Source organism: Sphingomonas sp. PP-CE-1A-559 (assembly GCF_004340965.1).
Lineage (GTDB): Bacteria > Pseudomonadota > Alphaproteobacteria > Sphingomonadales > Sphingomonadaceae > Sphingomonas.
Genome location: NZ_SLYA01000002.1, coordinates 454811 through 470529, shown reverse-complemented (window position 1 = coordinate 470529; position 15719 = coordinate 454811). Strand labels below are relative to the sequence as shown.

The following is a 15719-nucleotide window of genomic DNA, read 5'->3' as shown; positions in this document are numbered from 1 at the left end:
AGGCCCTCGTCCGTCATGGCATTTTCCTTTGTTCCCCCATCCCGTAATCGTGGCTAGCATTCAAGCATGCCGAACGACGCCAATGATCTAATTCTCGTCATCGACGAGGGCACCACCTCCACCCGCGCCATGCTGTTTGCGACCGACGGACGCTGCATCGCCAGCGAAGCCCGCGCACTCGACCAGAAATACCCGCGCGCCGGTTGGGTAGAGCATGACGCTGCCGAGATCTGGCGCAAGACACTCCGCGTGACCGCGGCGATGGTCGCGCAGGCAGGCGGCGCGCACCGGATCGCCGGGATCGGCATCACCAACCAGCGCGAAACGATCGTCTTCTGGGATCGTGAGACCGGCGAACCGCTCGCGCCCGCGATCGTCTGGCAGGACCGGCGTACCGCCGCGACCTGCCGGGACCTGCGCGAACGGGGCCACGAAGCTGAGGTTCAGGCCAAGACCGGCCTGTTGCTCGACCCGTATTTCTCCGCCTCGAAGATCGGCTGGGCCATGCGGAAGTGGCCCCAACTCGCCGACGCGGGAGCGCGCCTTGCGATCGGCACGGTCGACAGCTGGCTGATATGGAAACTGACCGGCGGGTTGCACGTGACGGACGCGACCAACGCCTCGCGCACCGCCTTGATGGACGTGCACACCGGCGGCTGGGACGACGAGCTCTGCGCGCTGTTCGGCGTACCCCCCGCGGCGTTGCCTGAGATCGTCGACTGCGCCGGACGATTCGGCGAAACGACAGCGTTCGGCGCGGCGATTCCGATCTGCGGCATCGCAGGCGACCAGCAGGCGGCCGCGATCGGCCAGGCCTGCCTCGCACCCGGCCAGACCAAGGCGACGTTCGGCACTGGCGCGTTCATCCTCACCCATGCCGGCGCGACGCCGCCAACATCGGGGCACCGGATGCTCTCGACCGTCGCGTGGCAACTCGGAGGTCAGCGCGCCTATGCGCTCGAGGGATCGGTGTTCGTTGCCGGCAGCCTCGTCCAGTGGCTCCGCGACACGCTAGGCATGATCGGCACGGCTGCCGAAACCGAAGCGCTGGCCCGCAGCGTGCCCGACACCGGCGGCGTTTACTTGGTGCCAGCCCTCAGCGGCCTCGGCGCGCCATGGTGGGAACCGGACGCCCGCGCGAGCATCTCAGGACTGAGCTTCGCCACCGGCAAGGCACACGTGGCACGCGCGGCGCTAGAGGCCATGGCGTATCAGGCGCACGATCTGAAGACCGCGTTTGCCGCCGACGGCATCGACTGGCACAGTCTGCGGATCGACGGCGGCATGGTCGCCAACGATTGGATGGCGCAGGACATGGCGGACCTGCTGGGGATCGAGGTCGAGCGGCCGAGATTTGCAGAGACGACCGCGTTGGGCGCGGCAATGCTGGCCGGCGTGGGTGCAGGACTTTTCGGAGGGCTAGAAGAGGCCACCTCAATGCGCGGCGAGGTCGAGACGTTTACGCCGTCGCTGGGAGAGGACGAGCGGCAGGCGCGACTGGCGGGATGGAAGGCTGCAGTCGATGCGGTCGTCGCAGGGGCGAAGCGCTAGAACCGATCGCGCGCCGCAACCCCAACCACCACCCCGGCGGAGGCCGGGGCCCAGTTGGGGAACGTCGCTAACGTAGGGCAACGCGTCGTTACCACGGCCTTCCCGACTGGACCCCGGCCTCCGCCGGGGAGGCGCGCCTAGCCAGGCATGCTGCGGCTAAGCCACCACCCCCACCCGATCCGCAAACAACACCTGCAAGTCCTTCTTCAAGATCTTCCCATTCGCATTCCGCGGCAAAGTCTCATGCACGAAGCGCACGGCGACCGGCGTCTTGAACGCCGCTAGATGTTGCCGCACCCAGCTCTGCAACTCCGCCTCGGTCGTTACCGCCCCCGGTGCGAGATGGACCACCGCCGCCGGCTCCTCGCCGAGGATCCGATGTGGAATACCAATCAGCGCCGCGTCGGTCACCGCGGGGTGCGCGTAGAGGACGTTCTCGACCTCGCTGGAGTATATGTTCTCGCCGCCACGGATGATCATGTCCTTGGCGCGATCGACGATGTAGCAGAATCCTTCGTAGTCGAGGCGCGCCAAGTCTCCGGTCCGAACCCAGCCATCGACGAACGTCGAGGCGGTCGCGTCCGGCTTGTTCCAATAGCCTTTCACGATCATCGGCCCGCGCGCCCAGAGTTCGCCGACCTCGCCCTGCGGCATCTCCGTCACGCCGTCGTCCGCCATGATCTTCAAGTCGGCAGCCGCAACCGGAGGCCCCGCGCTGGTCGGGCGGTTGAGATAGTCCTCTCCCCCATGATGCGTGACCGTCGCCATCGTCTCGGTCATGCCCCAGCCATTGCCGGGCATCGCGCCGAACTCGGCATAGATGCGCTTCACCAGTTCGGGGGCAGCGGGCGCTCCACCGTAAGCAATCGATTCGAGCGACGAGAGGTCGTATTTCCCACGATCGGGATGTTCCAAAAGCTGCCAGGCGATGGTCGGCACGCCACCGGTGATGTTGACCTTCTCGCGCTCGATGATCTCCATCGCCCGCACGGTGTCCCATTTGCGCATGAAGATCATCGTGCTGCCGGTCGCGATCACCCCCATCATCCCCGCCGAGCAGGCGGTGACGTGGAACAGCGGGATCACCGTCAGCGTCACACGCGGCGTCGGCTCGGGCGGTGCCTCGCCGCGCCGCAAAAACGAGCGGGCGGAGGAATAACCGCCGGACATGATGTTCGACATCATGTTGCGGTGCGTGCCGAGTGCCCCCTTGGGCGCGCCGGTGGTGCCGCTGGTGTAGAAGATCGTCGCGACGTCGTCGGGCGCGATCGTCGCTTCCGGGAGGCCTACATCGGGCAGCGCAGTCCAGTCGTGCGGGGTGCCGATCACGTCCTCAAGCCGCGTGACGATCCCCGTCAGCGGTTCTGCGGCGCGCGCGACGAACACGTGCTCCAGCGCCGGCAACGTTGCGTAGGCCGCCTCCAGCCGGTGGTGCCGCTCGTCGTCGGTGATCAGCACGCGCGCGCCCGAGTCGGCTAGGCCGTATTCCATCTCCGCGCCGGTCCACCACGCGTTGAGCGGCACCATGATCGCACCGATGCTCGCACCCGCAAAGAACGCGACCGGCCATTCGGGGAGGTTGCGCATCGCCAGCGCGGCGCGGTCGCCGGGGCCTATCCCCATCTCGCGCAACCGGTGCGCCAGCACCGCGATCGCCCGAAAGTTCGCCTCGTAGGTGACGCGCTCGTCCTCATACGCCGTGAACACCCGTTCGCCATGCGCGCGCGCCGCCTCGGCCAGCCAGCGCAGCGACGGCGGCGCGTTCTTCCAGATGCGCGTCTCGATGCCGTCGATCGTCAGCATCTCCATCTCGAACTTCGCGCCGGGCGCGGTCAGCATTCGCTCGGCATCGGCGAGCGACATCGCCGGCCAGGAGGGATCGAGTGCGATGATCGGTTCGCTTGCCAAGACCGGTTGACTCCAGAGTTGAATTTCGGGTTTGTCTTATCGCCTGTTCGAAGACAGGTTATAGTTGATTCCTGCCGCACTCAAGGCAATAGAGGCACCAAGTTCGAACTAGGGGTATGGAGCGGGTCATGGCACGGACGGTCGAATCGTGAAAATCGCTGAACCTGCCGCGCACGGCTTCGATGCGAGCCGGTTGGCGGCGATCGATACGCTGCTCCGGACGCGCTACATCGATTCGGGCAAGCTGCCGAACGCGCAACTGCTGATCGCGCGCGACGGCGAGATCGTCCATTTCTCGAACGCGGGCGCAGCGCGTGAGGGCGGCAAGAGCGTTGACGAAGGATCGCTGTTCCGGATCGCATCGATGACCAAGCCGATCACCTCGGTCGCGTTCATGATGCTGGTCGAGCAGGGCCTCGTCGCGGTCGATACGCCGGTCCACCACGTGCTGCCCGAGTTCAAGGATATCGGCGTCTATGATGGCGGCGGTGGCGGCGTGCCGTTCGTGACCAGGCCGACGGCCGAGCCGATGCGGATGGTCGACCTGCTCCGGCATACCTCGGGGCTGACGTATAGTTTCCAGAACCGTTCGAACGTCGATGCCGCGTACCGCGACGGCAAGATCGAGGGCTGGCACGGCGGCTATGACCTCGACGGCTTCATCGGCGCGCTGGCGAAGATCCCGCTCGAATTCTCGCCAGGCACCGCGTGGAATTATTCGGTCGCGACCGACGTGCTCGGCGCGGTCGTGCAGCGCGTGTCGGGCCTGCCGCTCGACCAGTTCTTCAGGACGCGTATCTTCGCACCGCTGAAGATGGACGACACCTTCTTCCAGGTCCCCGCCGACAAGCTCGACCGGTTGACCGACTGCTACACGCTGGCGCCCGGCAAGGGCCGCGTGATGTACGATCGCGGGGCTGAGAGTGCGTGGAGCCGGCAGCCTAAACTCGTCTCGGGCGGCGGCGGGCTCGTCTCGACCGCGCTCGATTATCACCGGTTCAATACGATGCTGCTGAACGGGGGCGAACTCGACGGCGCGCGCATTCTCGGGCGCAAGACGCTCGACCTGATGACGCAGAATCACCTGCCCGGAAAATCGGATCTCGCGGCGATGTCGAAGTCGCTGTTCAGCGAGGCGTCGAACGCGGGCACCGGCTTCGGGCTCGGGTTCGCGATCACCGACGACGTCGCGAAGACGATGGTGCCGGGGTCGAAGGGCGAGTTCTACTGGGGCGGGATGTTCTCGACCGCGTTCTTCGTCGATCCCGTCGAGCGCCTGTCGATGGTGTTCATGACGCAGCTTTCGCCGAGCAGTTTCTATCCCATCCGCCGCGAACTGAAGACGATGATCTACGCGGCGATGACCTGAGTTTCCGTTCTCCTGCGCACGCAGGAGTCCAGTATCACACAGGGCTGCCGATGTGGCCCTGGGCTCCTGCTTTCGCAGGAGAACAAGGAGAATATGATGACCCCGTCGACGAACACTGGCCCGATCCGCACCGAACGCCATGACGACGTGCTCGTCATCATCTCGAACAATCCCCCCGTCAACGCGCTCGGCGCCGCGGTCCGGCAGGGTCTCGAAGCGGCGATCAAGGACGGCGTTAACGACGACAGCATCACCGCGATGGTGATCCGCTGCGACGGCCGCACGTTCTTTGCAGGCGCCGACATCACCGAGTTCGGCAAGGAAATGGTCGAGCCCGGCCTGCCCACCGTCGTCGACATGATCGAGGCGTCGTCGAAGCCGGTCGTCGCGGCGATCCACGGCACCGCGCTCGGCGGCGGTTGCGAAGTCACGCTCGGCTGTCATTACCGCGTCGCCGTTCCCTCGGCGAAGATCGGTACGCCCGAGGTGAAGCTTGGCCTGCTCCCCGGCGCAGGCGGCACGCAGCGTATCCCGCGGATCGCCGGCGTGAAGCTCGCGCTGGAGATGACCGCTAAGGGCGATCCAATCTCGGCGAAGAAGGCGCTCGACGCGGGCCTGATCGACAAGATCGTCGGCGAGGACTCACTTGAAGCCGATGCCGTCGCGTTCGCGCGCGAGATCGCGACCAAGCGCCCCCTGCCCCGTGCGTCCGAGAAGACGGCGCAGGCCGATCCGGATGCCGTGGCTGCGTTCAAGAAGGAGAACGCCCGCCGTTTCCGGAACTTCGACGCGCCGGCCGCCAACATCGCTTGCGTCGAGAAGGCCACCGACGGCTCCAGCTTCGAAGAGGGCATCGCCTTCGAGCGCCAGGAATTCATGAAGCTGATGACCGGCGTGCAGTCGGCCGCACAGCGCCACATCTTCTTCGCCGAACGCCAGGCCGCCAAGATCGACGACGTCCCCGCCGACACCAAGCTGCGCGAGATCAAGCGCGTCGGCGTGATCGGCGCGGGCACGATGGGCGGCGGCATCTCGATGAACTTCCTGTCCGCAGGCATCCCGGTCACGATCGTCGAGATGCAGCAGGATGCGCTCGACCGCGGCACCGGCGTCGTGCGCAAGAACTACGAGGCGACCGCCGCGAAGGGCCGGATCAGGCCCGAGCAGGTCGAGCAGGCGATGGGCGCGCTGAAGCGGACTCTGGACTTCGCCGATCTGGCGGAATGCGACCTGATCATCGAGGCGGTGTACGAGACGATGGAGGTGAAGAAGGAGATCTTCACCAAGCTCGACGCGATCGCCAAGCCGGGCGCGATCCTGGCGTCGAACACGTCTTATCTCGACATCGATGCGATCGCGTCGTGCACGAAGCGGCCCGAGGACGTGGTCGGGATGCACTTCTTCTCGCCGGCCAACGTGATGAAATTGCTGGAGGTCGTACGCGGCGACAAGACGGCGGACGATGTGCTGGCGACGGTCATGGCGCTTGCGAAGAAGATCAAGAAGGTCGCTGTCGTCGCCGGCGTGACCTACGGGTTCATCGGCAACCGCATGCTGATGCCGCGTCAGGTCGAGGCGACCAAGCTGCTGCTGGAAGGCGCGAGCCCGGAGCAGATCGACAAGGTCCATGTCGCATTCGGGATGCCGATGGGGCCGTTCCAGATGAGCGACCTGGCGGGCGTCGACATCGGCTGGCACCGTGATCCGAGCCGGATCGAGAACATCCGCGATGCGCTGGCGGCGGAGAACCGCTGGGGCCAGAAGACCAAGGCGGGCTTCTACGATTACGACGAGAAGCGGACGCCGTCGAACTCGCCGCGCGTCACCGAGATCATCGACAAGTTCCGCAAGAAGTCGGGCGTGACGCCGCGCGATATCAGCGACGAGGAGATCGTCGTGCGGACGCTCTATACGATGGTCAACGAAGGCGCGCTGATCCTCGAAGAGGGCAAGGCCCAGCGGGCGTCGGACGTCGATGTGGTCTGGATCTACGGCTATGGCTGGCCGGTGTACCGCGGCGGGCCGATGTTCTGGGCGCAGTCCGAGGGCTTGGCGAAGGTCGTCGCGGGGCTCGAGAAATACGGGTTTCCGGTGGCGAAGTCGCTGAAGGACGCCGCGGCATCGGGTGGTCGACTGAAGTGATCGGTCGCGGTCGTTTCTTGCCGGTAGTCGCGCGCTGATGGAGCGGTCCGCGCTCCAGACGGCGGCGGCGATCCGTGCGGGCGAAACGACCGCGGTCGCCGAGTGCGACGCGGCGATTGCGCGGATCGAGGCGCGCGATGGTGCGATCAATGCGGTCGTCGTGCGCGATTTCGTGCGGGCGCGGGAGGCGGCGCGGGCGCTCGATGCGGAGCGTCCGGACGACCGGCCGCTGTTCGGCGTACCGATTACGGTGAAGGAATCTTTCGACGTCGCCGGGCTGCCGACCAGTTGGGGCGTCGGGATCCACCGCGATAACATCGTCGACCGCGATGCCGTGGCCGTAACCCGGCTGAAGGCGGCGGGCGCGGTGATCCTCGGCAAGACCAACGTGCCGGTGCGGTTGAGCGACTGGCAGGCGGACAACCCGATCCATGGCCGGACGAACCATCCGCTCGACCCGACGTTGACGCCCGGCGGATCGTCGGGTGGTGCCGCGGCGGCGCTAGCATCGGGCATGGTACCGCTCGAACTCGGCTCCGATATCGGCGGCTCGATCCGCGTGCCGGCCGCGTTCTGCGGCGTCTGGGGGCACAAGCCGACCTATGGCGCCTTGTCCGATATCGGACATCGCGTGCCCGGCACCGATGGGGCGAGCGCGGTTCTCGGCGTGATCGGGCCGCTCGCGCGTAATCCCGAGGATCTGGCCGTTGCGCTCGACATCCTCGCCGACATCCCCTTGCCGCGCGCGACCGTCGACTTAGCCCGACCACGCATCCTCCTGCTCACCGCGCATCCCTCGGCACGCGTCGATTCGTCGATCGTCGGCGCGATCGGGCGCGTTGGTGAAGCCCTCGCCGCGGCCGGCGCCATCATTTCAAGCGCACCCCCGCCGATCGACCTCGCTGCTCAGCATGCCGACTATATGCGGATGCTCGGCATCGCGATGACCCGTGGCGGACCCGCGCGCGACGGCAAGGTCGCGACGCTGTCGCACTGGTTCGACCTGCTCGATTCGCAGGCGCGGTTGCAACGCGCCTGGAGTGCGCTGTTCGAGCGGTTCGACGCGGTGATCGCGCCGGCCAGCGGCGTGAACGCCTTCCCGCACATCGCCGAGCGCAACGTCGCGCGGCGGACGCTGTCGATCGACGGCGAGGATACCCCGTTCGGCGTCCAGTTCGCCTGGGCGGGCCTCGCCACCTTCCCCAATCTGCCCGCGACCAGCGTGCCCGTCGGGATCGACCCGCGCGGCCTGCCGATCGGCGTGCAGGTCATCACCAACCGTTACCGCGACCACGACGCGATCGCCGTCGCCGCGCTGTGCAATCGACTAAGCAGGAGCTGATCCGATGTCCGACCTCGACACTTTCCGGTCCGAAACGCGTGCGTGGCTCGCGGAGAATTGCCCGCCCGAGATGCGCAAACCGGTGCGCTCGGAGGACGACGTCTGCTGGGGCGGGCGCCAGTTCAAGCCGTCGTCGCCGGCGCAGAAAGATTGGCTCGACAAGATGGCCGCCAAGGGCTGGACCGTGCCGGATTGGCCCAAGGCGTATGGCGGCGGCGGGTTGTCGCCCGCGGAGACTAAGATCCTGCGCGAAGAGATGGCGGCAATAAAGGCTCGCAACCCGCTCAACTCGTTCGGGATCTCGATGCTCGGGCCGGCATTGCTGAAGTACGGCACCGAGGAGCAGAAGCTCGATCACCTGACCAAGATCGCGCGGGGCGAGATCCGCTGGTGCCAGGGGTATTCGGAGCCGAATGCGGGGTCCGACCTTGCCGGGCTCGCCACATCGGCAGAGGACAAGGGCGACCATTATCTCGTCAACGGGCAGAAGGTGTGGACCTCCTACGCCGACAAGGCGGACTGGATTTTCTGCCTGGTCCGCACCGACAAGACGTCGAAGCAGGGCGGGATCAGCTTCGTGCTGTTCGACATGGCCTCGCCCGGCGTGTCGACCAAGCCGATCCTGCTGATCAGCGGCAATTCGCCGTTCTGCGAGACGTTCTTCGACAATGTCGAGGTGCCCAAGGTCAACCGCGTCTACGAGGAGAACAAGGGCTGGGACGTCGCGAAATATCTGCTCGGGCATGAGCGCGAGATGATTTCTGGAATGGGGCTCGCGTCGAGCGGCGGCAATCCGCTGATCGACGGGGCGATCGCGACCGTCGGGCTTGGGCATGACGGGCGGCTGGCCGATCCGCTGCTGCGTGCGTCGATCGCGTTGTTCGAGGTGCGGGCGAAGGCGTTCGGGGCGATGTCCGAGCGGTTCATCGACGAGCTGAAGGCGGGCAAGGCGCACCCGGCCCAGCCGAGCATGATGAAATATTACGGGACCGAGCTGAACAAGGGTCGGTACGAATTGATGATGGCGGCGGGCGGCTCGGATGCGCTCGAATGGGACAGCGAGCGTTCGCGCGGCGGTGCGATCCCGCGGTCGTGGCTGCGGACGAAGGCGAATTCGATCGAGGGCGGGACGAGCGAAATCCAGCTCAACATCATCGCCAAGCGGATCCTGGAATTGCCGGCCTGACCTTTGACCGTTCTCCCGCGAAAGCGGGAGCCCAAAATCACAAACGCTGCGCGAGGGGCTCCTGGGCCCCCGCCTCCGCGGGGGAACCAGAATGCCACTGTATCTAGACGACGACCAGACCGTCCTTCAGGACACCATTCGCGATTTCGTCGCGGAGCATGCGCCCGTGAGCCACATGCGGGCGTTGCGCGATGCCGACGACAAGACCGGCTTCTCGCGCGACCTGTGGAAGCAGTTTGCGGAGATGGGCTTTACCGGCATCCTGATCGGCGAGGACCAGGGCGGGCTCGGGCTCGGGCATGTCGAGGCGGGCGTGGTACTGGAGGAGATCGGGCGCAATTTGTCCCCCTCCCCGTTCCTGTCCACCGCGGTCGCGGCGGTCGAGGCCTTGAAGGGCACGGCGCAGGCCGAGCGGTGGTTTCCTGGCATCATCGCCGGCGAGACCGTGGCGGCACTCGCGATCGACGAGGGCGCCAAGCACCGCGACACCGTGGCGATGACCGCCGAACGCTCGGGCAACGGCTTCAAGCTGACCGGCGCCAAACGGTTCGTGACGCACGGCCACACCGCCGACCTGATCATCGTCGCCGCGCGCACCGGTGGCAGCGCCGATGACACGGACGGCATCACGCTGTTCGCCGTACCGAAGGACGCTGCCGGGCTGACCGCGAACGCCGAACGCCTCGCGGATTCGAGCTTGGCCGCACGGCTCGAGTTCGAGGGTGTCGAGGTCGATGCGGATGCGGTGATCGGTGAGGTCGATGCGGGGCGCACGCCTCTCGACCGCCTGCTCCGCGCAGGCCGGACCGGCGCTTCGGCGGAACTGCTCGGCGTCGGTGGTGGGGCGATGGACATGACCATCGGCTATATGAAGGAGCGCAAGCAGTTCGGGACGCTGATCGGCAGCTTCCAGGCGCTCCAACACCGTGCCGCGCATCTGTATTCGGAGATGGAGGTGGCGCGGGCCGCCGTGCTTAAGGCGCAGCAGCTGCTCGACCAAGGCAGCGACCGGGCGGACGAGGCGGTGTCGGTGGCCAAGGCGATGACCGCGCTGGCGACGACGCTGAGCGTGCAGGAGGGCGTGCAGATGCATGGCGGTATCGGCATGACCGACGAATACGACATCGGCTTCTACATGAAGCGCGCGCGGGTGCTGGCTGAGATGTTCGGGGATGCGAACTTCCACGCGGATCGGCTGGCGGTAGCGGCGGGGTATTGACCCGAACCTGTACCCCCGCGAAGGCGGGGGCCCAGACTGGGCACCCGCCTTCGCGGGTGAACATGGAGGTCAGATGAGCTTGGATACTGCCGATACGTCGCCCGAAGCACTCGCGCAGGGGCTCGTCGACCTGCTCGAGATCGAGGAGGTGGACACCGATCTCTATGTCGGGAAGCGTCAGCCGGGCGGCGTCGGTCGCGTGTTCGGCGGGCAGGTCATCGCGCAGGCTTTGCAGGCGGCGCAACGCTCGACGGAGGCCCCCAAGGCGGCGCACTCGCTGCATGCGTATTTCATGCGGCCGGGCAACGAGGATTATCCGATCGTCTACCGCGTGGTCCGCGACTTCGAGGGGCGGAGTTTTGCAACCCGGCGCGTGATCGCGATGCAGAAGGGGCAGCCGATCCTCAACATGGCGGCGTCGTTTCAGACGCCCGAGGATGGACTTCACCATCAGGACGCGATGCCCGATGTCGCGCCGCCCGAAGACCTGCGCTCCGATCGCGAGCTGCGGCTGGAGAGCATCGACGGCATCCCCGAGAAGTTCCGCGCGCACATGCTGCGCCAGCGCCCGATCGAGATCCGTCCGGTCAACCCGCGCAGCTGGATCGAGCCCGTTCCGCAGCCCGCGGCCCATGCCAACTGGTTCCGGCTGGTCGCGCCGATCGGCGACGATCCGGCGATGCACCGCGCGATCCTGTCCTATGCGTCGGACATGGCGTTGCTCGGCACCGCGCTGCTGCCGCACGGCGTCAACTGGATCACGCCGGGGCTGCAGACCGCGAGCCTCGACCATTCGCTGTGGCTGCACGAGGATTTCCGCGCAGACGACTGGCTGCTCTACGCCTGCGACGCACCGTGGTCCGGACATGCCCGCGGGTTCAACCGCGGGCGCATCTTCTCGCGCGACGGCCGGCTCGTCGCCAGCGTCGCGCAGGAGGGGTTGATCCGGATGCGCCAGTAACCCGCGCGGTTACTTGCGCACCCAGACCTTCTCCCCGCCGATCCACGTCTCGCTGACCTTCGTCGCGCGCAGGTCGGTTGGCGAGGCCAGCGTCGGATCCTTGTCAACGACGATGAAGTCCGCGCGCTGGCCCGGGGCGAGGGCACCGAACTGCTTCTCCGCGAACCCGGCATAGGCCGCGGCGCCGGTCATCGCCCACCACGCCTGTTCGCGCGTGACGAGTTCCTGCGGCTGCCAGCCACCTTGTGGTTGCCCATCGGCATCCTGACGCGTGAACGCTGCCGCCCAGGTCGCGAACGGATCGGGCTTCTCGACCGGGAAGTCGGTCCCGAAGGCGAGCTTGGCGCCGTTGGTCAGCATCGATTTCCACGCATAGGCGCCGGCCAACCGGTTCGGCCCTAACCGTGCCTCGGCCATCGTCCGGTCGCTGGTTTCGTGCGTGGGCTGCATCGAGGCGATCGTGCCGAACTTGCCGAAGCGCGGCAGGTCGGTCGGATCGACGATCTGCGCATGCTCGATCCGCCAGCGGCGATCGCCGGTATAGGTCTCGCTCTCGACCTGGATCGCGTCGAGCACTTCCCGATTGGCCTTGTCGCCGATCGCATGGACCGCGACCTGGAACCCGTCCATCGCCGCGCGGCTCATCTGGTTCTGAAGCTGGTCGTCGGTCAGGAAGCCGAGCCCCGACTGGCCGGGCGCATCGGCATAGGGCTTCAGCAACCATGCGCCGCGCGACCCCAGCGCGCCGTCGGCATAGAGCTTCACGCCGCCCATCCGCAGGTGGTCGTTGTACAGCCACGGCGTCGGCCCCTTGCCGCCGATCCGGCTGGCGGTCTCGACGCCCATCGCATAGCTCATGATGCGGACGCGAAGCCCGCCGATGTCCGCCATCCGGCGATAGGTCAGCCAGTCGTCGAGCGTCGTGCCCATGTCGGCGACCGCGGTGACGCCGTAGCCGAGCAGGATGCGTTGCGCGGTCAGGAACGCGGCATCGCGCTCCTTGGGCAGCGGTTGCGGCACGACCTTCTCGATCAATCCTTGCGCGCCGTCTACGAATACGCCCGCGGGCGCGCCGCCGGTCTTCTCGATCCGTCCGCCCGCCGGAGATACGGTCGAGCTGGTGACCCCGGCCTCGCGCATCGCCTCGCGGTTCGCCCAGCCGGCGTGCCCGTCCGCGCGCGACAGCCAGATCGGGTGGCCGCCGGAGACGGACTCCAGGTCGGCGGCGGTCGGGAAACGACCCAGCCCCCACGCTTCCTGGTTCCAGCCGCGGCCCAGGACCCATTTGCGATCAGGATTACCGGCGATGTAGGCGGCGATCCGCGACTTCGCCTCGTCGAGCGACTTGGTCATCGACAGGTCGAGCGACAGCGCGCCGAAGCCCATCTCGAGGACATGGCCGTGCGCGTCGATGAAGCCCGGCAACACCGTCTTGCCACCCATGTCGACGCGCCAGTCGTATAGCGGCTTACCAGCGTTCTTCTTCAATTCCTTGCGGCTGAGCTTGGGGGCCTCCTCACCGGGGGGGACGAGACGCGTGACGCGACCATCCTTGTCGACCAGGATCGCCTTGAAGTGGATCACGCGTCCGCCATCAGTAATGGTGACACCGTTGACGTTGTCGACGATCCCGTCGGCGAGCGCGGGGGTCGGGAGGAGTAGCGCCGAAAGCGCCAACATTGCTCCCCTCCCTGAAAGGGAGGGGTTGGGGGTGGGTCGGCTAGTTGGGGCAACGTGCCGCCTGAACGACGGGCCAACCCACCCCCGGCCCCTCCCTTCCAGGGAGGGGAGCAGTGTTGCAGTGACGGAGGCATTCTCGATGAAGGGGAGCAGTGCTGTGGTGTTGCGCTTGATCACTTCGGCAATCTCCGTACCAGCGCGCTCGTATCCTGACGCGCGCCACCCATCGCCTGAACATCGGCGTAGAATTGATCGACCAGCGCCGCGACCGGCAGGACCGCGCCGTTACGTCGCGCTTCGTCGAGCGCGAGGCCAAGGTCCTTGCGCATCCAGTCGACCGCAAAGCCGAAGTCGAACTCGTCCTTCGCCATCGTCGGCCAGCGATTGACCATCTGCCAGCTCTGCGCCGCGCCGCCCGAGATCGCCTCAAACACCTTGTCGAGATCGAGCCCGGAGTTTTGCGCGAACCGCAGCGATTCGGCGACGCCCTGGATCACGCCGGCAATCGCGATCTGGTTGCACATCTTGGTGGTCTGGCCGGCGCCTGGCTCACCGACGTGGACGATGCGTGCGGCATAGGCCTGCATGAACGGCTCGGCCTTCGCCATCGCCTCGGCCGAGCCGCCGCACATGATCGAGAGCTTGCCGTTCTCCGCGCCGGCCTGTCCGCCCGATACGGGAGCGTCGACTACCAACGCACGCTCGCCGGCCAATCGCCGCGCGATCGAGGCGGAGACGGTGGTGTGATCGACGAAGACCGCATCGTCGCGCATCGCGGCGAACGCGCCATCGTCGCCCAGAGTGACCGAGGCGAGATCATCATCGTTGCCGACGCACGTGAACACTGCGTCGGCATCCTTCGCCGCCGCGGCAGGCGTGTCTGCAATCCCACCCCCGTATTTATCGGCCCATGCCAATGCCTTGGCCTTAGTCCGATTGTAGACGGTGACGTCGTGCCCTGCCGCGGCGAGGTGTCCCGCCATCGGCGCGCCCATGACGCCGGTTCCGATGAATGCCAGTTTTGCCATAGCGTCCGCGCATAAGCGGTGTTTCCCACGCGCGCCAGATGGTCTAGCGGGTCGGGCATGGCTACCCACGCTGCCGTAGCGGCACCCACCCTCCCCGTCTCGATCGACGACGTCCGCGTCGCGCACGACCGGATCCGCGACTCGATCGTCCGCACGCCGACGCTGATCAGCAAGACGCTGAGCAAGATGACCGGCGCGACGGTGTATCTGAAGTTCGAGAACCTCCAGTTCACCGCGGCGTACAAGGAGCGCGGGGCGCTCAACACGCTGTTGCAGCTGTCGGCGGAGGCGCGCGCGAAGGGCGTCATCGCTGCGTCGGCGGGCAATCATGCGCAGGGCCTTGCCTATCATGCCAACCGGCTCGGCATTCCGACGACGATCGTGATGCCGACCAACACGCCGACCGTGAAGGTCATGCAGACCGAAGGCCACGGCGCCAACGTCGTGCTGCACGGCGAGACGTTCGACGCGGCCTATGCGCACGCGCGTATCCTGGAGGGGGAGTGCGGCTTCACCTTCGTCCATCCGTTCGACGATCCGCGCGTCATCGCAGGGCAAGGCACCGTCGCGATCGAGATGCTGGAGGACGTGCCGCAGCTCGATACTCTGGTCATTCCGATCGGCGGCGGCGGGCTGATCTCGGGCATGTCGACGGTCGCGCGGGCGTTGAGCGAAGCGCCGGGCGGACACCCGATCGAGGTCGTCGGCGTACAGGCTGAGCTGTTCCCGTCGATGTATAACCGGATCAACGGTACCGACATGGCCTGCGCCGGCGACACGCTGGCCGAGGGCATCGCGGTCAAGGAGCCGGGCGCGATCACCTCGAAGATCGTCGCAGAGCTGGTCGATGACATCGTTCTCGTCAGCGAGCGCAGCCTCGAAGAGTCCGTCAGCCTGCTGCTCCAGATCGAGAAGACGGTCGTCGAGGGTGCGGGGGCCGCCGGGCTCGCCGCGCTGCTGTCGCATCCCGAGCGGTTCGCGGGGAAGACCGTCGGGATCGTGCTGTGCGGCGGCAATATCGATACGCGGTTGCTCGCCAACGTGCTGTTGCGCGATCTGGCGCGGTCGGGTCGGCTGGCGCGGTTGCGGATCCGGTTGCAGGACAAGCCGGGTGCGCTGTTCCATGTCGCGCGGATCTTCGACCAGGAACGCGTCAACATCATCGAGATCTATCACCAGCGCGTCTTCACGACGTTGCCGGCGAAGGGGCTCATCACCGACATCGAATGCGAGCTTCGCGACCGCGCGCATCTCGATCGGCTGGTGGGGGCATTGCGGGCTGGCGGGTACGAAACGTCGACCGTCGAGCTGGCATAATCCCACTCTGATACGG

11 protein-coding genes are annotated in these 15719 nt (G+C 66.7%); 8 read left to right on the top strand and 3 right to left on the bottom strand.

Going from position 1 to position 15719, the window contains the following annotated elements; all coding sequences use genetic code 11:
- Positions 1–66: 66 nt before the first annotated feature.
- The gene (gene glpK, locus C8J42_RS07615) at positions 67–1551 is read left to right on the top strand and encodes a glycerol kinase GlpK (protein ID WP_133019520.1); all 1485 of its coding nucleotides are present in this window, start codon (positions 67–69) and stop codon (positions 1549–1551) included.
- Between the two features lie 156 nt (positions 1552–1707).
- Here the strand turns inward: glpK and C8J42_RS07610 are convergent, their stop codons facing one another.
- Positions 1708–3414, bottom strand: a complete 1707-nt coding sequence (locus C8J42_RS07610; protein WP_133019950.1) for a class I adenylate-forming enzyme family protein — start codon at positions 3412–3414, stop codon at positions 1708–1710.
- Positions 3415–3607: 193 nt separating this feature from the next.
- On the opposite strand from C8J42_RS07610, the gene C8J42_RS07605 reads away from it, so the two are divergent.
- From C8J42_RS07605 to C8J42_RS07580, 6 genes are all read left to right on the top strand, one after another.
- Positions 3608–4828, top strand: coding sequence for a serine hydrolase domain-containing protein (locus tag C8J42_RS07605; RefSeq protein ID WP_133019519.1), 1221 nt, complete (start codon positions 3608–3610; stop codon positions 4826–4828).
- Positions 4829–4921: 93 nt separating this feature from the next.
- A complete protein-coding gene (locus C8J42_RS07600; RefSeq protein WP_133019518.1) occupies positions 4922–6970 on the top strand; it encodes a 3-hydroxyacyl-CoA dehydrogenase NAD-binding domain-containing protein in 2049 nt (682 codons plus the stop codon).
- Between the two features lie 37 nt (positions 6971–7007).
- On the top strand, positions 7008–8312 hold the full coding sequence (locus C8J42_RS07595) for an amidase family protein (RefSeq protein WP_133019517.1): 1305 nt from the start codon (positions 7008–7010) through the stop codon (positions 8310–8312).
- Positions 8313–8316: 4 nt separating this feature from the next.
- A complete protein-coding gene (locus tag C8J42_RS07590; RefSeq protein WP_133019516.1) occupies positions 8317–9498 on the top strand; it encodes an acyl-CoA dehydrogenase family protein in 1182 nt (393 codons plus the stop codon).
- 91 nt (positions 9499–9589) lie between these two features.
- Positions 9590–10717 carry an acyl-CoA dehydrogenase gene (locus tag C8J42_RS07585; RefSeq protein ID WP_133019515.1) on the top strand — a complete coding sequence of 376 codons (1128 nt, stop codon included), beginning with the start codon at positions 9590–9592 and terminating at the stop codon, positions 10715–10717.
- A gap of 73 nt (positions 10718–10790) precedes the next feature.
- Positions 10791–11678, top strand: a complete 888-nt coding sequence (locus C8J42_RS07580) for an acyl-CoA thioesterase II (RefSeq protein WP_056058260.1) — start codon at positions 10791–10793, stop codon at positions 11676–11678.
- 9 nt (positions 11679–11687) lie between these two features.
- Here the strand turns inward: C8J42_RS07580 and C8J42_RS07575 are convergent, their stop codons facing one another.
- Entirely contained in the window at positions 11688–13358 is a 1671-nt protein-coding gene (locus C8J42_RS07575) for an amidohydrolase (RefSeq protein WP_133019514.1), read from the bottom strand.
- A 173-nt stretch (positions 13359–13531) separates the two neighbouring features.
- Positions 13532–14386, bottom strand: a complete 855-nt coding sequence (locus C8J42_RS07570) for an NAD(P)-dependent oxidoreductase (protein ID WP_133019513.1) — start codon at positions 14384–14386, stop codon at positions 13532–13534.
- Positions 14387–14443: 57 nt separating this feature from the next.
- Here C8J42_RS07570 and C8J42_RS07565 point away from each other — a divergent pair, with 57 nt between their 5' ends.
- The gene (locus tag C8J42_RS07565) at positions 14444–15703 is read left to right on the top strand and encodes a threonine ammonia-lyase (protein ID WP_056048458.1); all 1260 of its coding nucleotides are present in this window, start codon (positions 14444–14446) and stop codon (positions 15701–15703) included.
- The last annotated feature ends 16 nt before the right edge of the window (positions 15704–15719 follow it).

Excerpts from the sequence above, each read along its gene's own strand:
- C8J42_RS07570 (WP_133019513.1), bottom strand. The coding sequence starts at position 14,386 with ATGGCAAAACTGGCATTCATCGGAACCGGCGTCATGGGCGCGCCGATG.
- C8J42_RS07580 (WP_056058260.1), top strand. The coding sequence starts at position 10,791 with ATGAGCTTGGATACTGCCGATACGTCGCCCGAAGCACTCGCGCAGGGG.
- C8J42_RS07610 (WP_133019950.1), bottom strand. The coding sequence starts at position 3,414 with ATGTCGCTCGCCGATGCCGAGCGAATGCTGACCGCGCCCGGCGCGAAG.
- C8J42_RS07565 (WP_056048458.1), top strand. The coding sequence starts at position 14,444 with ATGGCTACCCACGCTGCCGTAGCGGCACCCACCCTCCCCGTCTCGATC.
- glpK (WP_133019520.1), top strand. The coding sequence starts at position 67 with ATGCCGAACGACGCCAATGATCTAATTCTCGTCATCGACGAGGGCACC.
- C8J42_RS07585 (WP_133019515.1), top strand. The coding sequence starts at position 9,590 with ATGCCACTGTATCTAGACGACGACCAGACCGTCCTTCAGGACACCATT.
- C8J42_RS07600 (WP_133019518.1), top strand. The coding sequence starts at position 4,922 with ATGATGACCCCGTCGACGAACACTGGCCCGATCCGCACCGAACGCCAT.
- C8J42_RS07595 (WP_133019517.1), top strand. The coding sequence starts at position 7,008 with ATGGAGCGGTCCGCGCTCCAGACGGCGGCGGCGATCCGTGCGGGCGAA.
- C8J42_RS07590 (WP_133019516.1), top strand. The coding sequence starts at position 8,317 with ATGTCCGACCTCGACACTTTCCGGTCCGAAACGCGTGCGTGGCTCGCG.
- C8J42_RS07575 (WP_133019514.1), bottom strand. The coding sequence starts at position 13,358 with ATGTTGGCGCTTTCGGCGCTACTCCTCCCGACCCCCGCGCTCGCCGAC.